Origin of the sequence: Pseudanabaena sp. Chao 1811, from assembly GCF_027942295.1 — a bacterium.
In the GTDB taxonomy this organism is placed as follows: Bacteria; Cyanobacteriota; Cyanobacteriia; order Pseudanabaenales; family Pseudanabaenaceae; genus Pseudanabaena.
This window is the reverse complement of the sequence record NZ_CP101416.1, coordinates 2,701,458-2,714,952: the sequence shown is the minus strand read 5'-3', so window position 1 is coordinate 2,714,952 and position 13,495 is coordinate 2,701,458. Positions and strand designations below refer to the sequence as shown.

Sequence of the window (13,495 nt, the reverse complement as noted above, 5' to 3'; positions counted from 1 at the left end):
TTGTTTTAGATTCATAGACTACTGAAGTTATAAAAAATGGAGCCACAAATTTTTTGTGACTCCAAAAAGTAATTAATTTACGTGACAATTCAAGCTTTGTTTAATTACTAAGAAGATACTTTAGTAGAACTCAAAGCAGATTTGCGGTTTAACACTCTCTTGCCTATATACAATCCAGCTAAAACCATTCCAGGAAGAATTGCAGGTACTGGAACTGGTCTTGAATTAATAGACACATTGTCTACGCCAGCTTGGAAGTTTCCTTGATTGTCAACTTCTCTAAATGCTAAGCGGATAGTTTGACCATTAAAGGCACTCAGGTTATAGGTAGTTTTTGTCCAGCCATTAACTGGATTACCTTGGTTTACTGGATTCAGAATTGTCGCCAAAACCCCTGCGGTTGATGAGCCAAACCAGCTATTAAATCCAGCAGAAACCACATCAACCCGAAAGAATTCATTCGGCGCAACCGTAAAATCAGTTGAACCAGCAGGGCTTGGTGTAGTTGAGAGTGGAGCATAACCTTGAGCAAACCAGTCAAAAGACAATAAAGCATTAGCTCCAGATTCTAAAGATATATCTTGGTAGAGTACATATGAACCAGGACCAAATTGATCTGTAACAGCATATTTAGTGCCTTCTGATGGACTAGGAATCCTTGCTCCAGATATAGGAGATGTTCCGCCACCTGTAATAGATAAATTGCCATTTGAGTTTGGCTGAACTACAGTAGTCCACCCCGTAAAACCAGCTTCAAAGCCACCGTTTGTAATTGAGGCTGCCATCGCAGGAATTGCACTAAGCATAGAGCTAGACAATAGTGCAATTGTAGTACCAGTAAATATTTTAGTCTTCATTAAATCCTCTTTTATGTGACTGCTTAAGGTGTTAAACGGATAGTTACTACAAAAAATGATTCAAAAATGATTAGAAAAATTTATTTAATCCATGATACTTATAAATCTAATTCAATATTTTTTCTTAAAGAAATCATTAAAGTTGTCTCATTTTTTTTGGTATGAAATCTTACACAGCTTAATAATAGATTAATCTCACTTTTATTGAGTATAAGCAATCCTTAAAAGTTATATAAAAGTTATATAAAAGTTATATTAGTGCGATCGCTGATCTGGCATTGCACATATTCATAATGATCGAAGGTAGGTACACATAAAATTTATCCTGAAATGATTGCTGGGTAAGAAGTTTAAATTTAAATATTTAAATATCATTATGAATATGTGCAACGCCAATGATCTTGTAGCGTACGTTAATGAAATGTAACGCACCTTGGTTTTGTTCTAATGAAATCAATGTATTTGCAGCAATTTCTGGTCAGTTATAATGCTAGATAAGGCAGCGATCAAGAGAAATTAACATTTATGGCAGTTCGTCAACCACGCTATAGCAAAGAAGAATTTGCCCAACGAGGCGATCTAATTTATCAAACTCAGATACGCCCACAGGTCGAAGTAGGTAATCATGGCAAAATAGTTGCTATTGACATTGAGACTGGAGATTTTGAGCTAGCCAATTCACCGATCTTAGCGGTGGATAAACTTTATGAACGAAACCCCGATGCTCAGCCTTGGGTGATACGGATTGGACATAGAGCAGTCTTCCGTTTTGGCAGTCGCAACCTAAGAAAGACCGTATGATGTTCGGTTTTGTCAATAACAATTGTGAAGCAATTATCAAAGTCGCAGTCGGTCGCATCGGCTCACCTAAAATAGCTCTTGATGCTGTAATTGACACAGGATTCACTAGCTTTTTATCTTTACCGCTTTCTGTGATTACAGATCTTGGATTGCCTTGGTACTACCGAGATATTGGCACATTAGGCGATGGAAGCGAAGTTGTTTTTGAAATATACAAAGCTTCTGTAATCTGGGATGGGCAAGAGCAAATTATTGATGTGGCAGCTTCTGAGGCAGATCCATTAGTGGGGATGGGTTTGTTGTATGGTTTTAAACTTCAGATTGAGGCAGTTGAAGGCGGGCGCGTTACACTTGAAGCCTTGAATTAGTTAGATGATTAGCGGGTAATAAACGTAACATTTAGTTACAATAGGGTACTGACTAATTGCCCATTCCCCATAGCCCTATGACCCGTGACCTGCGATCGTTTCTCAAACTGCTCGAAGAGCGCAAACAACTACATCGTGTCAAAACCCAAGTTGATTCCCAGTTAGAAATTGCCGAAATTAGCAATCGTCTCCTGCAATCAGGAGGTCCTGCACTACTATTTGAGAATGTCAAGGGTTATAACGTACCTGTTGCCGTGAACTTGTTGGGGACAGTAGAGCGCGTCTGCTGGGCAATGGGTATGAAAGAACAATCAGAATTAGAAGTTCTTGGTGAGAAACTAGGCAAACTACAAAGTCCGAAGCCGCCGAAGAAAATCTCACAGGCGATCGAATTTGGGAAGATTCTCTTTGATGTGGTCAAATCCCGTCCACAAAAACTTCTATTTGGGAATGCACCCTGTCAAGAAATAGTATTGCAAGGTGACGAGGTGAATCTCGATCAGATTCCCATTCTCAAACCCTATCCTAAAGATGGTGGAAGGGCGGTGACACTGGCGCTAGTGATTACTAAGGATGTTGAGAATGGGATTCCGAATGTGGGGGTTTACCGTTTACAGCAGCAGTCCAAAAATACGATGACGGTGCAATGGTTATCTGTGCGGGGTGGCGCAAGGCATTTACGCAAGGCGACTGAGGCGGGCAAGAAATTAGAAATTGCGATCGCGATCGGAGTCGATCCAGTCTTAATCATGGCAGCCGCAACACCGATTCCTGTAGATTTATCGGAATGGATTTTTGCGGGACTCTATGGTAATGAAGGCGTACAGCTTACCAAATGTAAAACCCTCGATTTAGAAGTTCCTGCCTGTGCGGAATATGTTTTGGAAGGAACGATTACGCCCCATGAAGTGGGAACCGATGGACCTTTTGGCGATCACATGGGCTATTACGGCGGTATTAATGATCAAGCGCCTCTGATTCGCTTCCATTGCATGACCCATCGTAAAGATCCGATCTATCTCACCACCTTTAGCGGCTTGCCTCCCAAGGAAGAAGCAATGATGGCGATCGCCCTAAATCGCATCTATACCCCCATCCTCCGCCAACAAGTTTCAGAAATCACCGATTTCTTCCTACCAATGGAAGCGCTTTCCTACAAGGCAGCGATTATTTCCATCAAAAAGGCTTATCCCGGTCAAGCTAGACGCGCTGCCCTTGCCTTTTGGAGTGCCTTGCCTCAGTTTACCTACACCAAATTTGTGATCGTCGTTGACCATACGATTAATATTCGTGATCCGCGTTTAGTGGTTTGGGCGCTCAGTTCCAAGGTTGACCCCACCCGCGATGTATTTATTCTGCCCGACAATCCCTTCGATTCCCTCGACTTTGCTTGCGAGAAGGAAGGGCTGGGCGGACGCATGGGTATTGACGCTACAACCAAAATTTATCCTGAAACCGATCGCGATTGGGGCGATCCTTTAGAGAGCGATCCTGATGTGGCGGATATGGTCACAAGACGTTGGGCTGAGTATGGCTTAGCGGATATTAAGCTCGATGCCGCCGACCCCAATTTATTTGGTTACGAAATTCGCTAAATGGGCTAATTTATCTGTCCATGTGTTCATAAACGGCATAGCAGCAGCGTAGGTCAAATCATATTTAAGCGGTGTAACCGTGATGTAATTATCTCTAATCGCTTGAATATCAGTATCTGGCTCTGCTTCCTCTTCAATAATCACACCCGATAGCCAATAGTAAGTTTTACCGCGTGGATCAATGCGCTTTTCAAATTGATCACGATAGCGGCGAATACCTAAGCGAGTAACCACAGCACCACAAATATCTTCCTCAGCGATCGCAGGAATATTCACGTTTAATAAAATGGGTTCTTCAAGAGGATAATCGGCGATCGCCTGTACCATTTTTTTAGCAAAGTTCGCTGCCGCACTATAGTCCAAATGCGTAAAGCTAGAAAGACTAAAGGCAATACTTGGTACACCTTCTAATACACCTTCCATTGCTGCCGATACTGTACCAGAGTACAAAACATCAGTCCCCAAATTTGCGCCCCTATTAATTCCTGATAAGACTAGATCGGGGCGCTCGACTAGCAGCGCATCGAGTGCTAATTTCACCGTATCCGAAGGTGTACCTGAACAAGCCCAAGCTTCAATACCTTGGGGGTAGATACCAGAAATTTGATCAACTCGTAAAGGCTCCTGCAAAGTTAGCGCATGACCAGTAGCCGAGCGCTCACGGTCAGGACAAACCACCGTAATCCGATGTTCAGTATCGCTAAGTGCCTCAGCTAAAGCTCTTACCCCAGGAGCATAAATGCCATCATCATTACTAATAAGAATATTCATATTTCAATTTGCACAATATTTAAATAATCGAGAAAGGGGACGCTAAGCGTCCCCTTTCTCATTTCCTGTCAGCTTAGGAATACTTTTAGTCCAAGGTGATGACCCAAGATCCAACATACACAGGTACTGGTACATCAGCACGCATAACTCTGCCATCAAATTGATAAAAACCGCTATAGTCTGGATTTCGCACATTGGATAAAACAGCTCTCAGCGCTGTTTTAGAAGGAATTGCTTCTTTAGGGATGATCGTAAGGCGGCGAGTTTCTTTATCCCAAGTTACCGATTCAAGCTCTAAATCTTTGCCCCCACGACATTGATCGGTTACGCGCAATTTGATATCCGAAGTATCAAAGCTCCCAGTGAAATGATCAGGATAGGTAATAATAACTTCAGAAACTTTAAACTTTTGTGGTTTAACTTCTAGGTAATAGCGATCGCTACGGCCACTACTGCCACTATCAAGGCAATAGTCAAGTGCATTATCTTTGATTCCACCAAATAGAATAAATCCTGCATTGGATTGGGCGCGAACTACAGAGGGCGAAACTACAGCACAAGCCACAGCTAGACAAGAAACAATACCCAGTTTTTTGATCATTTGGATCTTCATAAATCTCTCAAGACTTTACTATTATGCTACGCACTAATCATTCTGACGAAGTTTGATAGTAAATGTATCCCGTCAGTGGATGATTTTTCAGGATGAAACTGCACTGCCATGACATTATCTTGAGCGATCGCCACAGTCACAGTTTGGCTACCGTGGGTTGTCGTTGCCGCAGTCACCCTATTATCAACAGGCGCAGTGTAATAGGAATGCACAAAATACATCCAAGGACTATTGCCCAAGTCCTGCCAAAGTGGACAGTCAGCTTGAGTAAGCGCTAGCTGATTCCAACCCATATGCGGAATTGTCACATTTGGCTCATAAATAAACCTTTTGACCTGACCTTGAATAATGCCTAATCCTGATTCTTGTCCCTCTTCGCTACTTTCAAACAAGATCTGCATCCCTAAGCAAATTCCTAAAAAAGGCTTACCTGAAGCGATCGCATCCTTAATTGGTTGCTCTAGATGATTAGCCCTTAATTTATGCATTGCGGGATCAAAAGATCCCACCCCCGGTAAAACAATACCATCGGCGTTAGATAGTTCTAGAGGATCATTAGTAACAATTGGGGTTGCCCCTGCAATCTCTAATCCCTTACAGGCTGAGTGCAAGTTGCCCATGTCGTAGTCGATCACTGCCACAACTGGCATGATATTACTCCTAATTAATAATCTGATACCAAATAAAGAAATGGCTACGCCATTTCTTTATTTCAAAACCCATACTAGGTTTTGTTACCAAATCAAAAAAGTGTAGCTACACTTTTTTGATTTGGTATGACAAGAAGTTTGTGCTTCCTTGATTCTTTAATTAAGCGATCATAAAGCACAAAAAAGCAACCCCTAGGGGTTGCTTTTTTGTTTTTAAAAACTAATCTCGAAGATTAACCGTTGATAGAAGGAGCGCTCATAGCAACAGGAGCAACATCAACAGCAGCCAAATCGAGAGGGAAGTTGTGAGCATTGCGCTCGTGCATTACTTCCATACCCAAGTTTGCGCGGTTGATTACATCTGCCCAGCTAGGTACTACACGACCTTGGCTGTCAGCGATTGATTGGTTGAAGTTGAAGCCATTCAAGTTGAATGCCATTGTGCTTACACCCAATGCGGTGAACCAAATGCCGACTACTGGCCATAGTGCCAAGAAGAAGTGCAATTGACGACTGTTGTTGAAAGAAGCGTATTGGAAAATCAAGCGACCGAAGTAGCCGTGGGCTGCAACGATGTTGTAGGTTTCTTCTTCTTGTCCGAACTTGTAGCCTGCGTTTTGGCTTTCGTTTTCGGTGGTTTCACGAATCAAGCTGGAGGTTACCAAGGAACCGTGCATTGCACTGAACAAGGAACCGCCGAATACACCTGCTACTCCCAACATGTGGAAAGGATGCATCAAGATGTTGTGCTCTGCTTGGAATACGATCATGAAGTTGAAAGTACCAGAGATACCCAAAGGCATACCGTCAGAGAATGATCCTTGTCCGATTGGGTAGATCAAGAATACTGCGGTTGCTGCTGCTACGGGTGCGGAGTATGCTACTGCGATCCAAGGACGCATACCGAGACGGTAAGACAATTCCCATTCACGTCCCATGTAGCAGAAAATTCCGAGCAAGAAGTGGAAAATTACCAATTGGTAAGGACCACCGTTGTATAGCCATTCGTCAAGGCTATCTGCTTCCCAAATGGGGTAAAAGTGCAGGCCAATTGCGTTGGAGGAAGGTACAACTGCGCCAGAAATCATGTTGTTACCGAATAGCAAGCTGCCTGCTACTGGTTCACGGATACCGTCGATGTCAACGGGTGGTGCTGCGATGAAGGCGATTACGAAGCAAATGGTCGCTGCGAGTAAGCAAGGGATCATGATTACGCCGAACCAACCTACATAGAGGCGGTTTTCGGTGCTGGTGACCCAATTGCAAAACTGATCCCACAGTGACGCGCTTTCACGTCTTTGTACTGCTGTTGTCATGATTGCAAATAATCCTATTGGGAATGAATAAGTTATGAAAATTTATATGTAAGCTTGCGCTTATTAATTAGATTAGGGTAAGTGTTGAGTATTGTAAATAGTTAGAATCTTAAATCTATCTATAGGTGAATAAGCAATTTGGCAACCCCTCAATATTCAGATGTGATTAGAAATTACCGAGCATCTTTACTTCGGTTTCCAGTACCACGCCATAGCGATCGCTGATTACAGTTTTAATGTGTTCTATAAGACTGAAAATATCTTGGGCTTTTGCATTGCCAAGGTTAACGATGAAGTTAGCGTGTAACTCCGAAATTTGGGCATTACCAATTTGATAGCCTTTCAATCCTGCATCTTGAATCAATTTGGCAGCAAATTGGGGCAGAGGATTACGAAACACGCTGCCACAATTGGGTAAATGGTATGGCTGGGTAGTATGCCTTGCCTTGAGTTTTGCTTCAGTATCCGCCGCGATCGCCTCTGGCTGACCACCAGTTTGAAATTTGAGGGTTGCACCTGTCACTAGATATGGTGACTCTTGTAAAGCTGAAGTGCGATAACTAAAATCCAAATCCTTTGGATAAATTAGCTTAGTTTCACCAGCTAATGTCACTGTCTGCACCTCCACAACACAATCAGCCGCACATCCGCCCTGCGCCCCTGCGTTCATGACTACCAATCCACCCACAGTCCCCGGAATACCAACTGCCCATTCAAAGCCAGCCCAACCATGACTTGCCACTTGCATGGCTAAACGAGCAACAGGCTCACCTGCGGCAGCAGTAACCTGTCCAGTTTGTTCATCAAACTCGATGCCCCGCAGATGTCTAGTACAAATTACTAGCCCTGCTAAACCATCGTCACTGATTAGAAGGTTGCTGCCTGCACCAATAATTGTGATCGGTAACTGGCAATCACTTGCCCATGCCAAACTAGCCGCCAACTCATCGGCAGAACGGGGCGAGATGAAATATTCAGCCGCCCCTCCAACTTTCATCGATGTCAATCCTGCAAGGGAGACATGAGCGCGGATTGGCGGTTGGTCTAGTAAATCGATAGACATAGAAAGATTTAGTTCTAATGATAGAAAAGCTTGCCATCTGCAAACCAATCTCAAAATTTACAATCAAGCTTTAAAGACGGTTGCCATTTCCTGCATAGTGGGGGCGATCGCCTGATTGAGATTACCAGCTCCGAGAAATACAGCTAGGTCTCCCGACTTTAGGTTCTTCACTAAAAAGTCTTGCACATCCTTGAGCGTTGGCTGGTAATGCACCTGATCGCGAATATTAGCGATCGCTTTTGCCATTTGCTCACCCGTGATCTTGCCATCATTAGGTTCACTTGCCGCATAGATATCCGTGACCACTACCACATCAGCATCACCAAAGGACTGACTAAACTCATCCAAAAATCTGAGGGTGCGACTATAGCGGTGGGGCTGAAAAATGGCAATCACACGGCTATTCGTATTTTGCTGTCTTGCCGAAGCGAGAGTAGCAATAATTTCGCTAGGGTGATGGGCATAGTCATCAACAAAGGTAATCCCATCTTGTATACCCTTAATTTCAAACCGTCTGCTTGCGCCCACAAAATCAGGTAGCGCATCAGCGATCGCTTGCCATTCCACACCGACATAACGCGCTACAGAGATCGCCGCTAGAGCATTACTCAAATTATGTTTACCCAGCAGTCCCAAAGAAAGTTTGCCTAAGGGTTGCCCACGCTCAATTACCACTGCTTGCGTATCAGATGGGTTGTACTTTACATCCGTCACTGTATAGTCAGCACTAGGATCGCTCAGGCTATAGGTAATATCAGACTTGATATGGGCTTTGACTGTTGGGCAATCAATACAACCAATCATTACCTCACAGCGTTTTGCAAAGGTTTGAAAAATCTCAATTACCTGTTCAAGACTGTTGTAGTGATCTGGATGATCTAGCTCAATATTGGTAATTACGCCAATGTGAGATAAAAACTTCACCAAAGTGCCGTCGGACTCATCGGCTTCGGCAACCAAGTATTTACCATTGCCGAGCCGCGCATTGCCCTGCCATGCGCTCACCTCACCGCCAATGATAATGCTGGGATCAACTCCAGCTTTAAGCAGTAAAAAGCCAACTAAACTGCTGGTTGTAGTTTTCCCATGCGTACCTGCGATCGAAATACCTTGAAACTGCTCGATCAAAGCTGCTAATAAATCTGAACGATGTAAAATTGGCAGCCCATTAGCTAAGGCTACTTGAAATTCAGGATTCTGTTGATTGATTGCCGTAGAACAGACAACTTGAGGCGCATTTGCCAAATCGATGTTGTCTGCGTGATGTCCTTTAAAGACCTTGACACCGAGATCCTGTAGTTTTTGAGTGATGCGATTGCTACTAAGATCTGAGCCAGAAACCGTAAAGCCTTGCTTTGCCAAGATATAGGCGATCGCTGACATGCCGATCCCACCAATACCCACAAAATGAAACGGTCTACCGCTGAAATCAACTGGATTCAGCATTTATACTTTTTACCTACCAAATAACGAGCCTAATAATAACAGATTACAAGGTGGCACAGCAAAGCTAGGCTTAGGGTTAAACCATCAAAGCTTCCAAGCCTTCAGGGTTAAGAATACATAAAACATCGCGATCGGGGATACGTTGAATCAAATTTTTACGCTCTAGCTTACCAAGTACACGAGTTACAGTTTCCCTAGCCAAACCACTTAAACTACTCAGTTCGCGATGAGGCAAATTAGGTATTTCCATACCACTAGTACCTTTAGTGCCTTGACCTTCTGCCAAAAAGAGCAGCACATCAGCAACTCGTGAAGTGCTATCTGCTTCACGTAATCGTAACCGTCGATTAACTTGACGTAATCGTTTCGCCATTAGTCTCGCTAGGTGGATACCTGCGGTTGGTTCCGTTTCAATCAGATGCACAAAATCAGAAGCAGGAAGGCTACCAATAGTTGTTGGTGTCAACGTAATTACATCAGTCGATCGCGGTACTTGATCGAGGGGAGCCATCTCGCCAAACATTTCGCCAAAGCCAAGAATGTTGAGGGTGATTTCTTTCCCGTCAAGGTTGTAGGTGCGAATTTTTGCCCAGCCACTCAAAATAAAATATACCGAGTTACCCCAGTCATTTTCTAGCAAAATCACCTGATCTGCTGGATGAGTGCGCGTAACCATATGAGCGGTTGCTCTTATCACCGCCTCATCAGGCAACCCCATAAAGAATGGGGCAGACATAATTTTTTGCTGAAGATCAGTTCCATCCCGCATAGTAGCTGCTCGTAGCCCCTAAAAACTTTGCTATAGGTATTGTGTGTAAAAATTTACTGTAAGTAATCACTTTATCTGAGTTTGTAACTAAGGCATTGCCAATCAGCACAATGACTTAGTTATCTCAGTAATTAGCTATTCAGTAGCTTATGTAGTCTTAATGCTAACGCTTTGATAATTCCATTGGACTGAGACTCCTCTGGAGGAACAATCGATGCTTCGATATCAGCAACCATATCCGATGGCAAATCAAGGATTCTAACCAGTCTTTGGTAAGCTGCTGCTTCATCAAGATTTACTCTTGGCTCGTTAGGACTACGCCTACTAGCTTGAATAACCTGATACCCAAGTCTCAGAGTAAGTTTGCGATCTTCAATACTTTTGATATGTGGGACAACTTCCTCTAGAGGAATATTTTGCCCTAAGTATTCTCTAAGACGACTTTTTAGGGAATTGTGCTCTGACTCACTCTTGGCAAATAACATCGCAAACTCATCCAGCATAAGACGAATTTCGTCAGGTTCCAGCTTGCCATCAGCCCAAGCCATTGCCGCAACTGCACGAAGAATATCCATCTGACGGGGACTAATCGGAGGGGGGAGTTCTTGAAGTGTCATAGATTTACCCGCGAGTCAAACTTATTTGCCAAATATCAACAGATAATAGGACAAAGCATAGGGTTGATACTATTAAAAGATTCCGTACTTCATTAATATTCATTAATATTAACGACTATTGCATTTCCAAAATTTATAAGATCTTTCATCGCCAAAGGACAAAACCCCTTATAAATTTGCAGCAAGTTTTTGTTGAAGTAAGGCAACATTTACAGAATTGAGGTTAATTTGAATTTCAAGACGCTGATTTTCATCTCGTAGGAGCAGAACTGCATCACCATTAGGTTGAACAAGACTACCAAATTGAGGATCAGTGACTTGGATTTTTTGGTAGACAATTTTGGGTAGGGTTATACGCAGTTGATAATTTCTGCCTGATGATGGCAGGACATCTAATTGCTGGTTAAAAAGATCGAGTTTGAGATAACCAACTGAGATATTGCGCTCTTCAGGACTGTTAGGTTTGTACCAATAGAGGGTAATACCTCGGAGGGTAGGAGCTTGAAGCGCGAAGTTTTCATCAAGTGCTTGTTTACTCCAGTCGATCGCCTCTCGATCAGTATTTTCATTAATCGGGCGTTGTTGCCAAATAATTTCTTGACCAGCAAGAGATGTCCACCATTGGGCAATGCGGGCAAGATTTGCTTCAGCATTAGGATCAGTGCTGCCAAGTGTCCAAATAATGGTTGATTCCATTAGTTTTTAGGTACGTTGATTAATCATTATCCAAATAATTGCGGAAAGACTTGCAAAACTAATCTTTCCAAAGTTATTTGTAATTCTTTTGCTTACAAAAGGCTGTATAAAAGGATAGCAGATACGTTTAAGGAGATGTAAAAGCAATGTTTGGAATTGGCTGGCCAGAGTTAGTTGTAATTTCGCTTGTGGGTGTGGCAATTTTCGGAGCCAAGCGCATCCCTGAGATCGGGCGTAGTGTGGGGCAAGCTTTGAGAGGATTTCAAGATGAGATGAAGGGACAAGGTGAAGATGATTCCATCAAAACTCAAGATAAAGAGAGTTAATCAAGTAAGTTAGTTACTGGTAAGGATTAGGTTAGCGATCGCCTAAATGGTTTATGCGTTATGTTTCACTGACGTATTTTACACAGGGTGGAATTGTTTAAGAAGCTCAACATAGGCTTTACCTTGTCCGATTAGTTGAATTAGGCGATCGCTCGGCAAATCATCTATAAAATCTTCATCTAAAGTGATATCCGCTTGAGATAGATTGAGATCTTCATTTTTGTTACAGGATGATTGTATTGGTACTGAAAGATTGATCTTGAGATGCTCGGCGGGAATGCTGGGCAATTTACTTGCCCATTCAATTGCCACTACACCGAGAGGAAAATCTTCACCTCGCCAATATTCTTCTAAATATAGGCTAGGAACTTGAGATGGCTCTAGTCGGTAGAGATCAATATGGTAAAGCGGCAGACGACCTTCGATATATTCATCAATAAGGGTAAACGTGGGGCTAGCAATCGTAGTGTTAATACCAAGCGCATAACCAAAAGCTTGCATAAAGGTAGTTTTGCCACTACCAAGATTGCCTTCCAGCAAAATAATTGTACCTGCATGAACTAATTGAGCAAGTTGAGTTGCGATCGCTTGGGTAGCATGAAGATTATCTGCATAAACCTCAATCGTTATGGTCTCAGGCATATATTCGGGTAGACTTTTGTACTAGAGAAAGAGTTTATTGATACTGAGTAAGTAGAATAACTAAAAAAACAGATCAAAACCTGCGGCTCAAGCTGAGCTTGCTTCACAGGTTTTAGGGTTTTATATTAAATTCATCCTACTTGCTTAAGTATTAGCAAATTCTTAAAAACTTTGTTTTTTATTATTGTGCTAATTTCGGCAAATCTTTTATGGATACGGATACTCCTCTGTCACTCGCTCATCTTGATCAAAGTGGTAATGCTCAAATGGTGGATGTGACTCATAAACCGCAAACGGTACGACGAGCGATCGCAGTTTGCGAAATATCCATGAAAACAACAACCTTAGATGCCATCCAAGCAGGAGATGTCCCCAAAGGAGATGTCTTAGGAACAGCAAGGCTCGCAGGTATTATGGCAGCAAAGCAAACTGCTAACTTAATCCCCATGTGTCATCCCCTCAACTTAACCAGTGTGGATGTCAAAATCATCCTCGATGAAAATATTCCTGGGTATCAGATCGAGGCAGATGTCAAGACCAAGGCTGAGACGGGAGTAGAGATGGAGGCATTGACCGCAGTTACGATCGCGGCTTTAACCATTTACGATATGGCAAAATCCTTAGACAAAACAATGGTTATCTCCAATGCAAGGTTATTGCATAAAAGTGGCGGGAAGTCAGGAGACTTTAATGCACCTAGAGGGGCATTTTGTGATCTTTAATCCGAATTTACTGAATTTTAGGAAACCTTATGCCCTGCGATCTTAATTAGTTCACGAATTTGGGCTTCAGGTAACTGAGTCTCAATATTAACTGTCTTAGCAGCAGGATCACCAGTCACCAATGCCGAAGTATCAGCAGATTGGATCGCTTTGGTAATAGTTTCAATGCAGCTAGCACAACCAATCGAAGGAACTGAGAGCGTTAAAGACATAGGAGATGTTAGTAAATGATCTTAAATTATA

General features: G+C 42.7%; 17 protein-coding genes. 5 read left to right on the top strand and 12 right to left on the bottom strand.

Annotation, left to right across the window (positions count from 1 at the left end):
• Window positions 1–107: 107 nt before the first annotated feature.
• Window positions 108–857 carry a hypothetical protein gene (locus NMG48_RS12505; protein ID WP_271251863.1) on the bottom strand — a complete coding sequence of 250 codons (750 nt, stop codon included), beginning with the start codon at window positions 855–857 and terminating at the stop codon, window positions 108–110.
• A 525-nt stretch (window positions 858–1,382) separates the two neighbouring features.
• On the opposite strand from NMG48_RS12505, the gene NMG48_RS12500 reads away from it, so the two are divergent.
• The 3 genes from NMG48_RS12500 to NMG48_RS12490 all read left to right on the top strand — a co-directional run bounded on the left by NMG48_RS12500 (window position 1,383) and on the right by NMG48_RS12490 (window position 3,621).
• Window positions 1,383–1,658 (top strand): hypothetical protein, encoded by a 276-nt coding sequence (locus NMG48_RS12500; protein WP_271251862.1) that lies wholly within the window; start codon window positions 1,383–1,385, stop codon window positions 1,656–1,658.
• Window positions 1,655–2,026, top strand: coding sequence for a clan AA aspartic protease (locus NMG48_RS12495; protein ID WP_271251861.1), 372 nt, complete (start codon window positions 1,655–1,657; stop codon window positions 2,024–2,026). The genes NMG48_RS12500 and NMG48_RS12495 overlap by 4 nt, the downstream gene beginning before the upstream one ends.
• 77 nt (window positions 2,027–2,103) lie before the next feature.
• Complete coding sequence (locus tag NMG48_RS12490; protein ID WP_271251860.1) at window positions 2,104–3,621, top strand: UbiD family decarboxylase; 1,518 nt, start codon at window positions 2,104–2,106, stop codon at window positions 3,619–3,621.
• Here the strand turns inward: NMG48_RS12490 and surE are convergent.
• The 9 genes from surE to NMG48_RS12445 form a co-directional block, all read right to left on the bottom strand.
• On the bottom strand, window positions 3,598–4,392 hold the full coding sequence (gene surE, locus NMG48_RS12485; RefSeq protein WP_271251859.1) for a 5'/3'-nucleotidase SurE: 795 nt from the start codon (window positions 4,390–4,392) through the stop codon (window positions 3,598–3,600). The two genes, NMG48_RS12490 and surE, sit on opposite strands and share 24 nt — an antisense overlap.
• 85 nt (window positions 4,393–4,477) lie before the next feature.
• Complete coding sequence (locus tag NMG48_RS12480; RefSeq protein ID WP_271251858.1) at window positions 4,478–4,993, bottom strand: DUF2808 domain-containing protein; 516 nt, start codon at window positions 4,991–4,993, stop codon at window positions 4,478–4,480.
• Window positions 4,994–5,031: 38 nt separating this feature from the next.
• On the bottom strand, window positions 5,032–5,655 hold the full coding sequence (gene hisH / locus NMG48_RS12475) for an imidazole glycerol phosphate synthase subunit HisH (RefSeq protein WP_271251857.1): 624 nt from the start codon (window positions 5,653–5,655) through the stop codon (window positions 5,032–5,034).
• Window positions 5,656–5,888: 233 nt separating this feature from the next.
• Window positions 5,889–6,971 carry a photosystem II q(b) protein gene (gene psbA / locus NMG48_RS12470; protein ID WP_271251856.1) on the bottom strand — a complete coding sequence of 361 codons (1,083 nt, stop codon included), beginning with the start codon at window positions 6,969–6,971 and terminating at the stop codon, window positions 5,889–5,891.
• Between the two features lie 166 nt (window positions 6,972–7,137).
• Window positions 7,138–8,034 (bottom strand): UDP-N-acetylmuramate dehydrogenase, encoded by an 897-nt coding sequence (gene murB / locus NMG48_RS12465; RefSeq protein ID WP_271251855.1) that lies wholly within the window; start codon window positions 8,032–8,034, stop codon window positions 7,138–7,140.
• Window positions 8,035–8,097: 63 nt separating this feature from the next.
• A complete protein-coding gene (murC, locus tag NMG48_RS12460) occupies window positions 8,098–9,480 on the bottom strand; it encodes a UDP-N-acetylmuramate--L-alanine ligase (protein ID WP_271251854.1) in 1,383 nt (460 codons plus the stop codon).
• Between the two features lie 76 nt (window positions 9,481–9,556).
• Window positions 9,557–10,216 carry a Crp/Fnr family transcriptional regulator gene (locus NMG48_RS12455; protein WP_271251853.1) on the bottom strand — a complete coding sequence of 220 codons (660 nt, stop codon included), beginning with the start codon at window positions 10,214–10,216 and terminating at the stop codon, window positions 9,557–9,559.
• A 164-nt stretch (window positions 10,217–10,380) separates the two neighbouring features.
• The gene (locus tag NMG48_RS12450; protein WP_271251852.1) at window positions 10,381–10,866 is read right to left on the bottom strand and encodes a TerB family tellurite resistance protein; all 486 of its coding nucleotides are present in this window, start codon (window positions 10,864–10,866) and stop codon (window positions 10,381–10,383) included.
• Between the two features lie 168 nt (window positions 10,867–11,034).
• On the bottom strand, window positions 11,035–11,562 hold the full coding sequence (locus tag NMG48_RS12445) for a hypothetical protein (protein WP_271251851.1): 528 nt from the start codon (window positions 11,560–11,562) through the stop codon (window positions 11,035–11,037).
• Between the two features lie 146 nt (window positions 11,563–11,708).
• Between NMG48_RS12445 and tatA the strand changes: the two genes are divergently transcribed.
• The gene (tatA, locus tag NMG48_RS12440; RefSeq protein WP_271251850.1) at window positions 11,709–11,888 is read left to right on the top strand and encodes a twin-arginine translocase TatA/TatE family subunit; all 180 of its coding nucleotides are present in this window, start codon (window positions 11,709–11,711) and stop codon (window positions 11,886–11,888) included.
• Window positions 11,889–11,966: 78 nt separating this feature from the next.
• Here the strand turns inward: tatA and tsaE are convergent, their stop codons facing one another.
• Window positions 11,967–12,530, bottom strand: coding sequence for a tRNA (adenosine(37)-N6)-threonylcarbamoyltransferase complex ATPase subunit type 1 TsaE (gene tsaE / locus NMG48_RS12435; protein WP_271251849.1), 564 nt, complete (start codon window positions 12,528–12,530; stop codon window positions 11,967–11,969).
• Between the two features lie 209 nt (window positions 12,531–12,739).
• Here tsaE and moaC point away from each other — a divergent pair, with 209 nt between their 5' ends.
• Window positions 12,740–13,252: a cyclic pyranopterin monophosphate synthase MoaC gene (moaC, locus tag NMG48_RS12430; protein ID WP_271251848.1), complete on the top strand. Its 513-nt coding sequence runs from the start codon at window positions 12,740–12,742 to the stop codon at window positions 13,250–13,252.
• 17 nt (window positions 13,253–13,269) lie between these two features.
• Here moaC and NMG48_RS12425 read toward each other — a convergent pair whose 3' ends face one another.
• Entirely contained in the window at window positions 13,270–13,464 is a 195-nt protein-coding gene (locus NMG48_RS12425; protein ID WP_271251847.1) for a heavy-metal-associated domain-containing protein, read from the bottom strand.
• Window positions 13,465–13,495 lie beyond the last annotated feature (31 nt).

Coding starts and splice junctions, on each gene's coding strand:
- NMG48_RS12490 (WP_271251860.1), top strand. CDS start 2,104: ATGACCCGTGACCTGCGATCGTTTCTCAAACTGCTCGAAGAGCGCAAA.
- NMG48_RS12450 (WP_271251852.1), bottom strand. CDS start 10,866: ATGACACTTCAAGAACTCCCCCCTCCGATTAGTCCCCGTCAGATGGAT.
- NMG48_RS12495 (WP_271251861.1), top strand. CDS start 1,655: ATGATGTTCGGTTTTGTCAATAACAATTGTGAAGCAATTATCAAAGTC.
- NMG48_RS12505 (WP_271251863.1), bottom strand. CDS start 857: ATGAAGACTAAAATATTTACTGGTACTACAATTGCACTATTGTCTAGC.
- tsaE (WP_271251849.1), bottom strand. CDS start 12,530: ATGCCTGAGACCATAACGATTGAGGTTTATGCAGATAATCTTCATGCT.
- NMG48_RS12480 (WP_271251858.1), bottom strand. CDS start 4,993: ATGATCAAAAAACTGGGTATTGTTTCTTGTCTAGCTGTGGCTTGTGCT.
- NMG48_RS12455 (WP_271251853.1), bottom strand. CDS start 10,216: ATGTCTGCCCCATTCTTTATGGGGTTGCCTGATGAGGCGGTGATAAGA.
- murB (WP_271251855.1), bottom strand. CDS start 8,034: ATGTCTATCGATTTACTAGACCAACCGCCAATCCGCGCTCATGTCTCC.
- hisH (WP_271251857.1), bottom strand. CDS start 5,655: ATGCCAGTTGTGGCAGTGATCGACTACGACATGGGCAACTTGCACTCA.
- NMG48_RS12425 (WP_271251847.1), bottom strand. CDS start 13,464: ATGTCTTTAACGCTCTCAGTTCCTTCGATTGGTTGTGCTAGCTGCATT.
- murC (WP_271251854.1), bottom strand. CDS start 9,480: ATGCTGAATCCAGTTGATTTCAGCGGTAGACCGTTTCATTTTGTGGGT.
- tatA (WP_271251850.1), top strand. CDS start 11,709: ATGTTTGGAATTGGCTGGCCAGAGTTAGTTGTAATTTCGCTTGTGGGT.
- surE (WP_271251859.1), bottom strand. CDS start 4,392: ATGAATATTCTTATTAGTAATGATGATGGCATTTATGCTCCTGGGGTA.
- psbA (WP_271251856.1), bottom strand. CDS start 6,971: ATGACAACAGCAGTACAAAGACGTGAAAGCGCGTCACTGTGGGATCAG.
- NMG48_RS12500 (WP_271251862.1), top strand. CDS start 1,383: ATGGCAGTTCGTCAACCACGCTATAGCAAAGAAGAATTTGCCCAACGA.
- NMG48_RS12445 (WP_271251851.1), bottom strand. CDS start 11,562: ATGGAATCAACCATTATTTGGACACTTGGCAGCACTGATCCTAATGCT.
- moaC (WP_271251848.1), top strand. CDS start 12,740: ATGGATACGGATACTCCTCTGTCACTCGCTCATCTTGATCAAAGTGGT.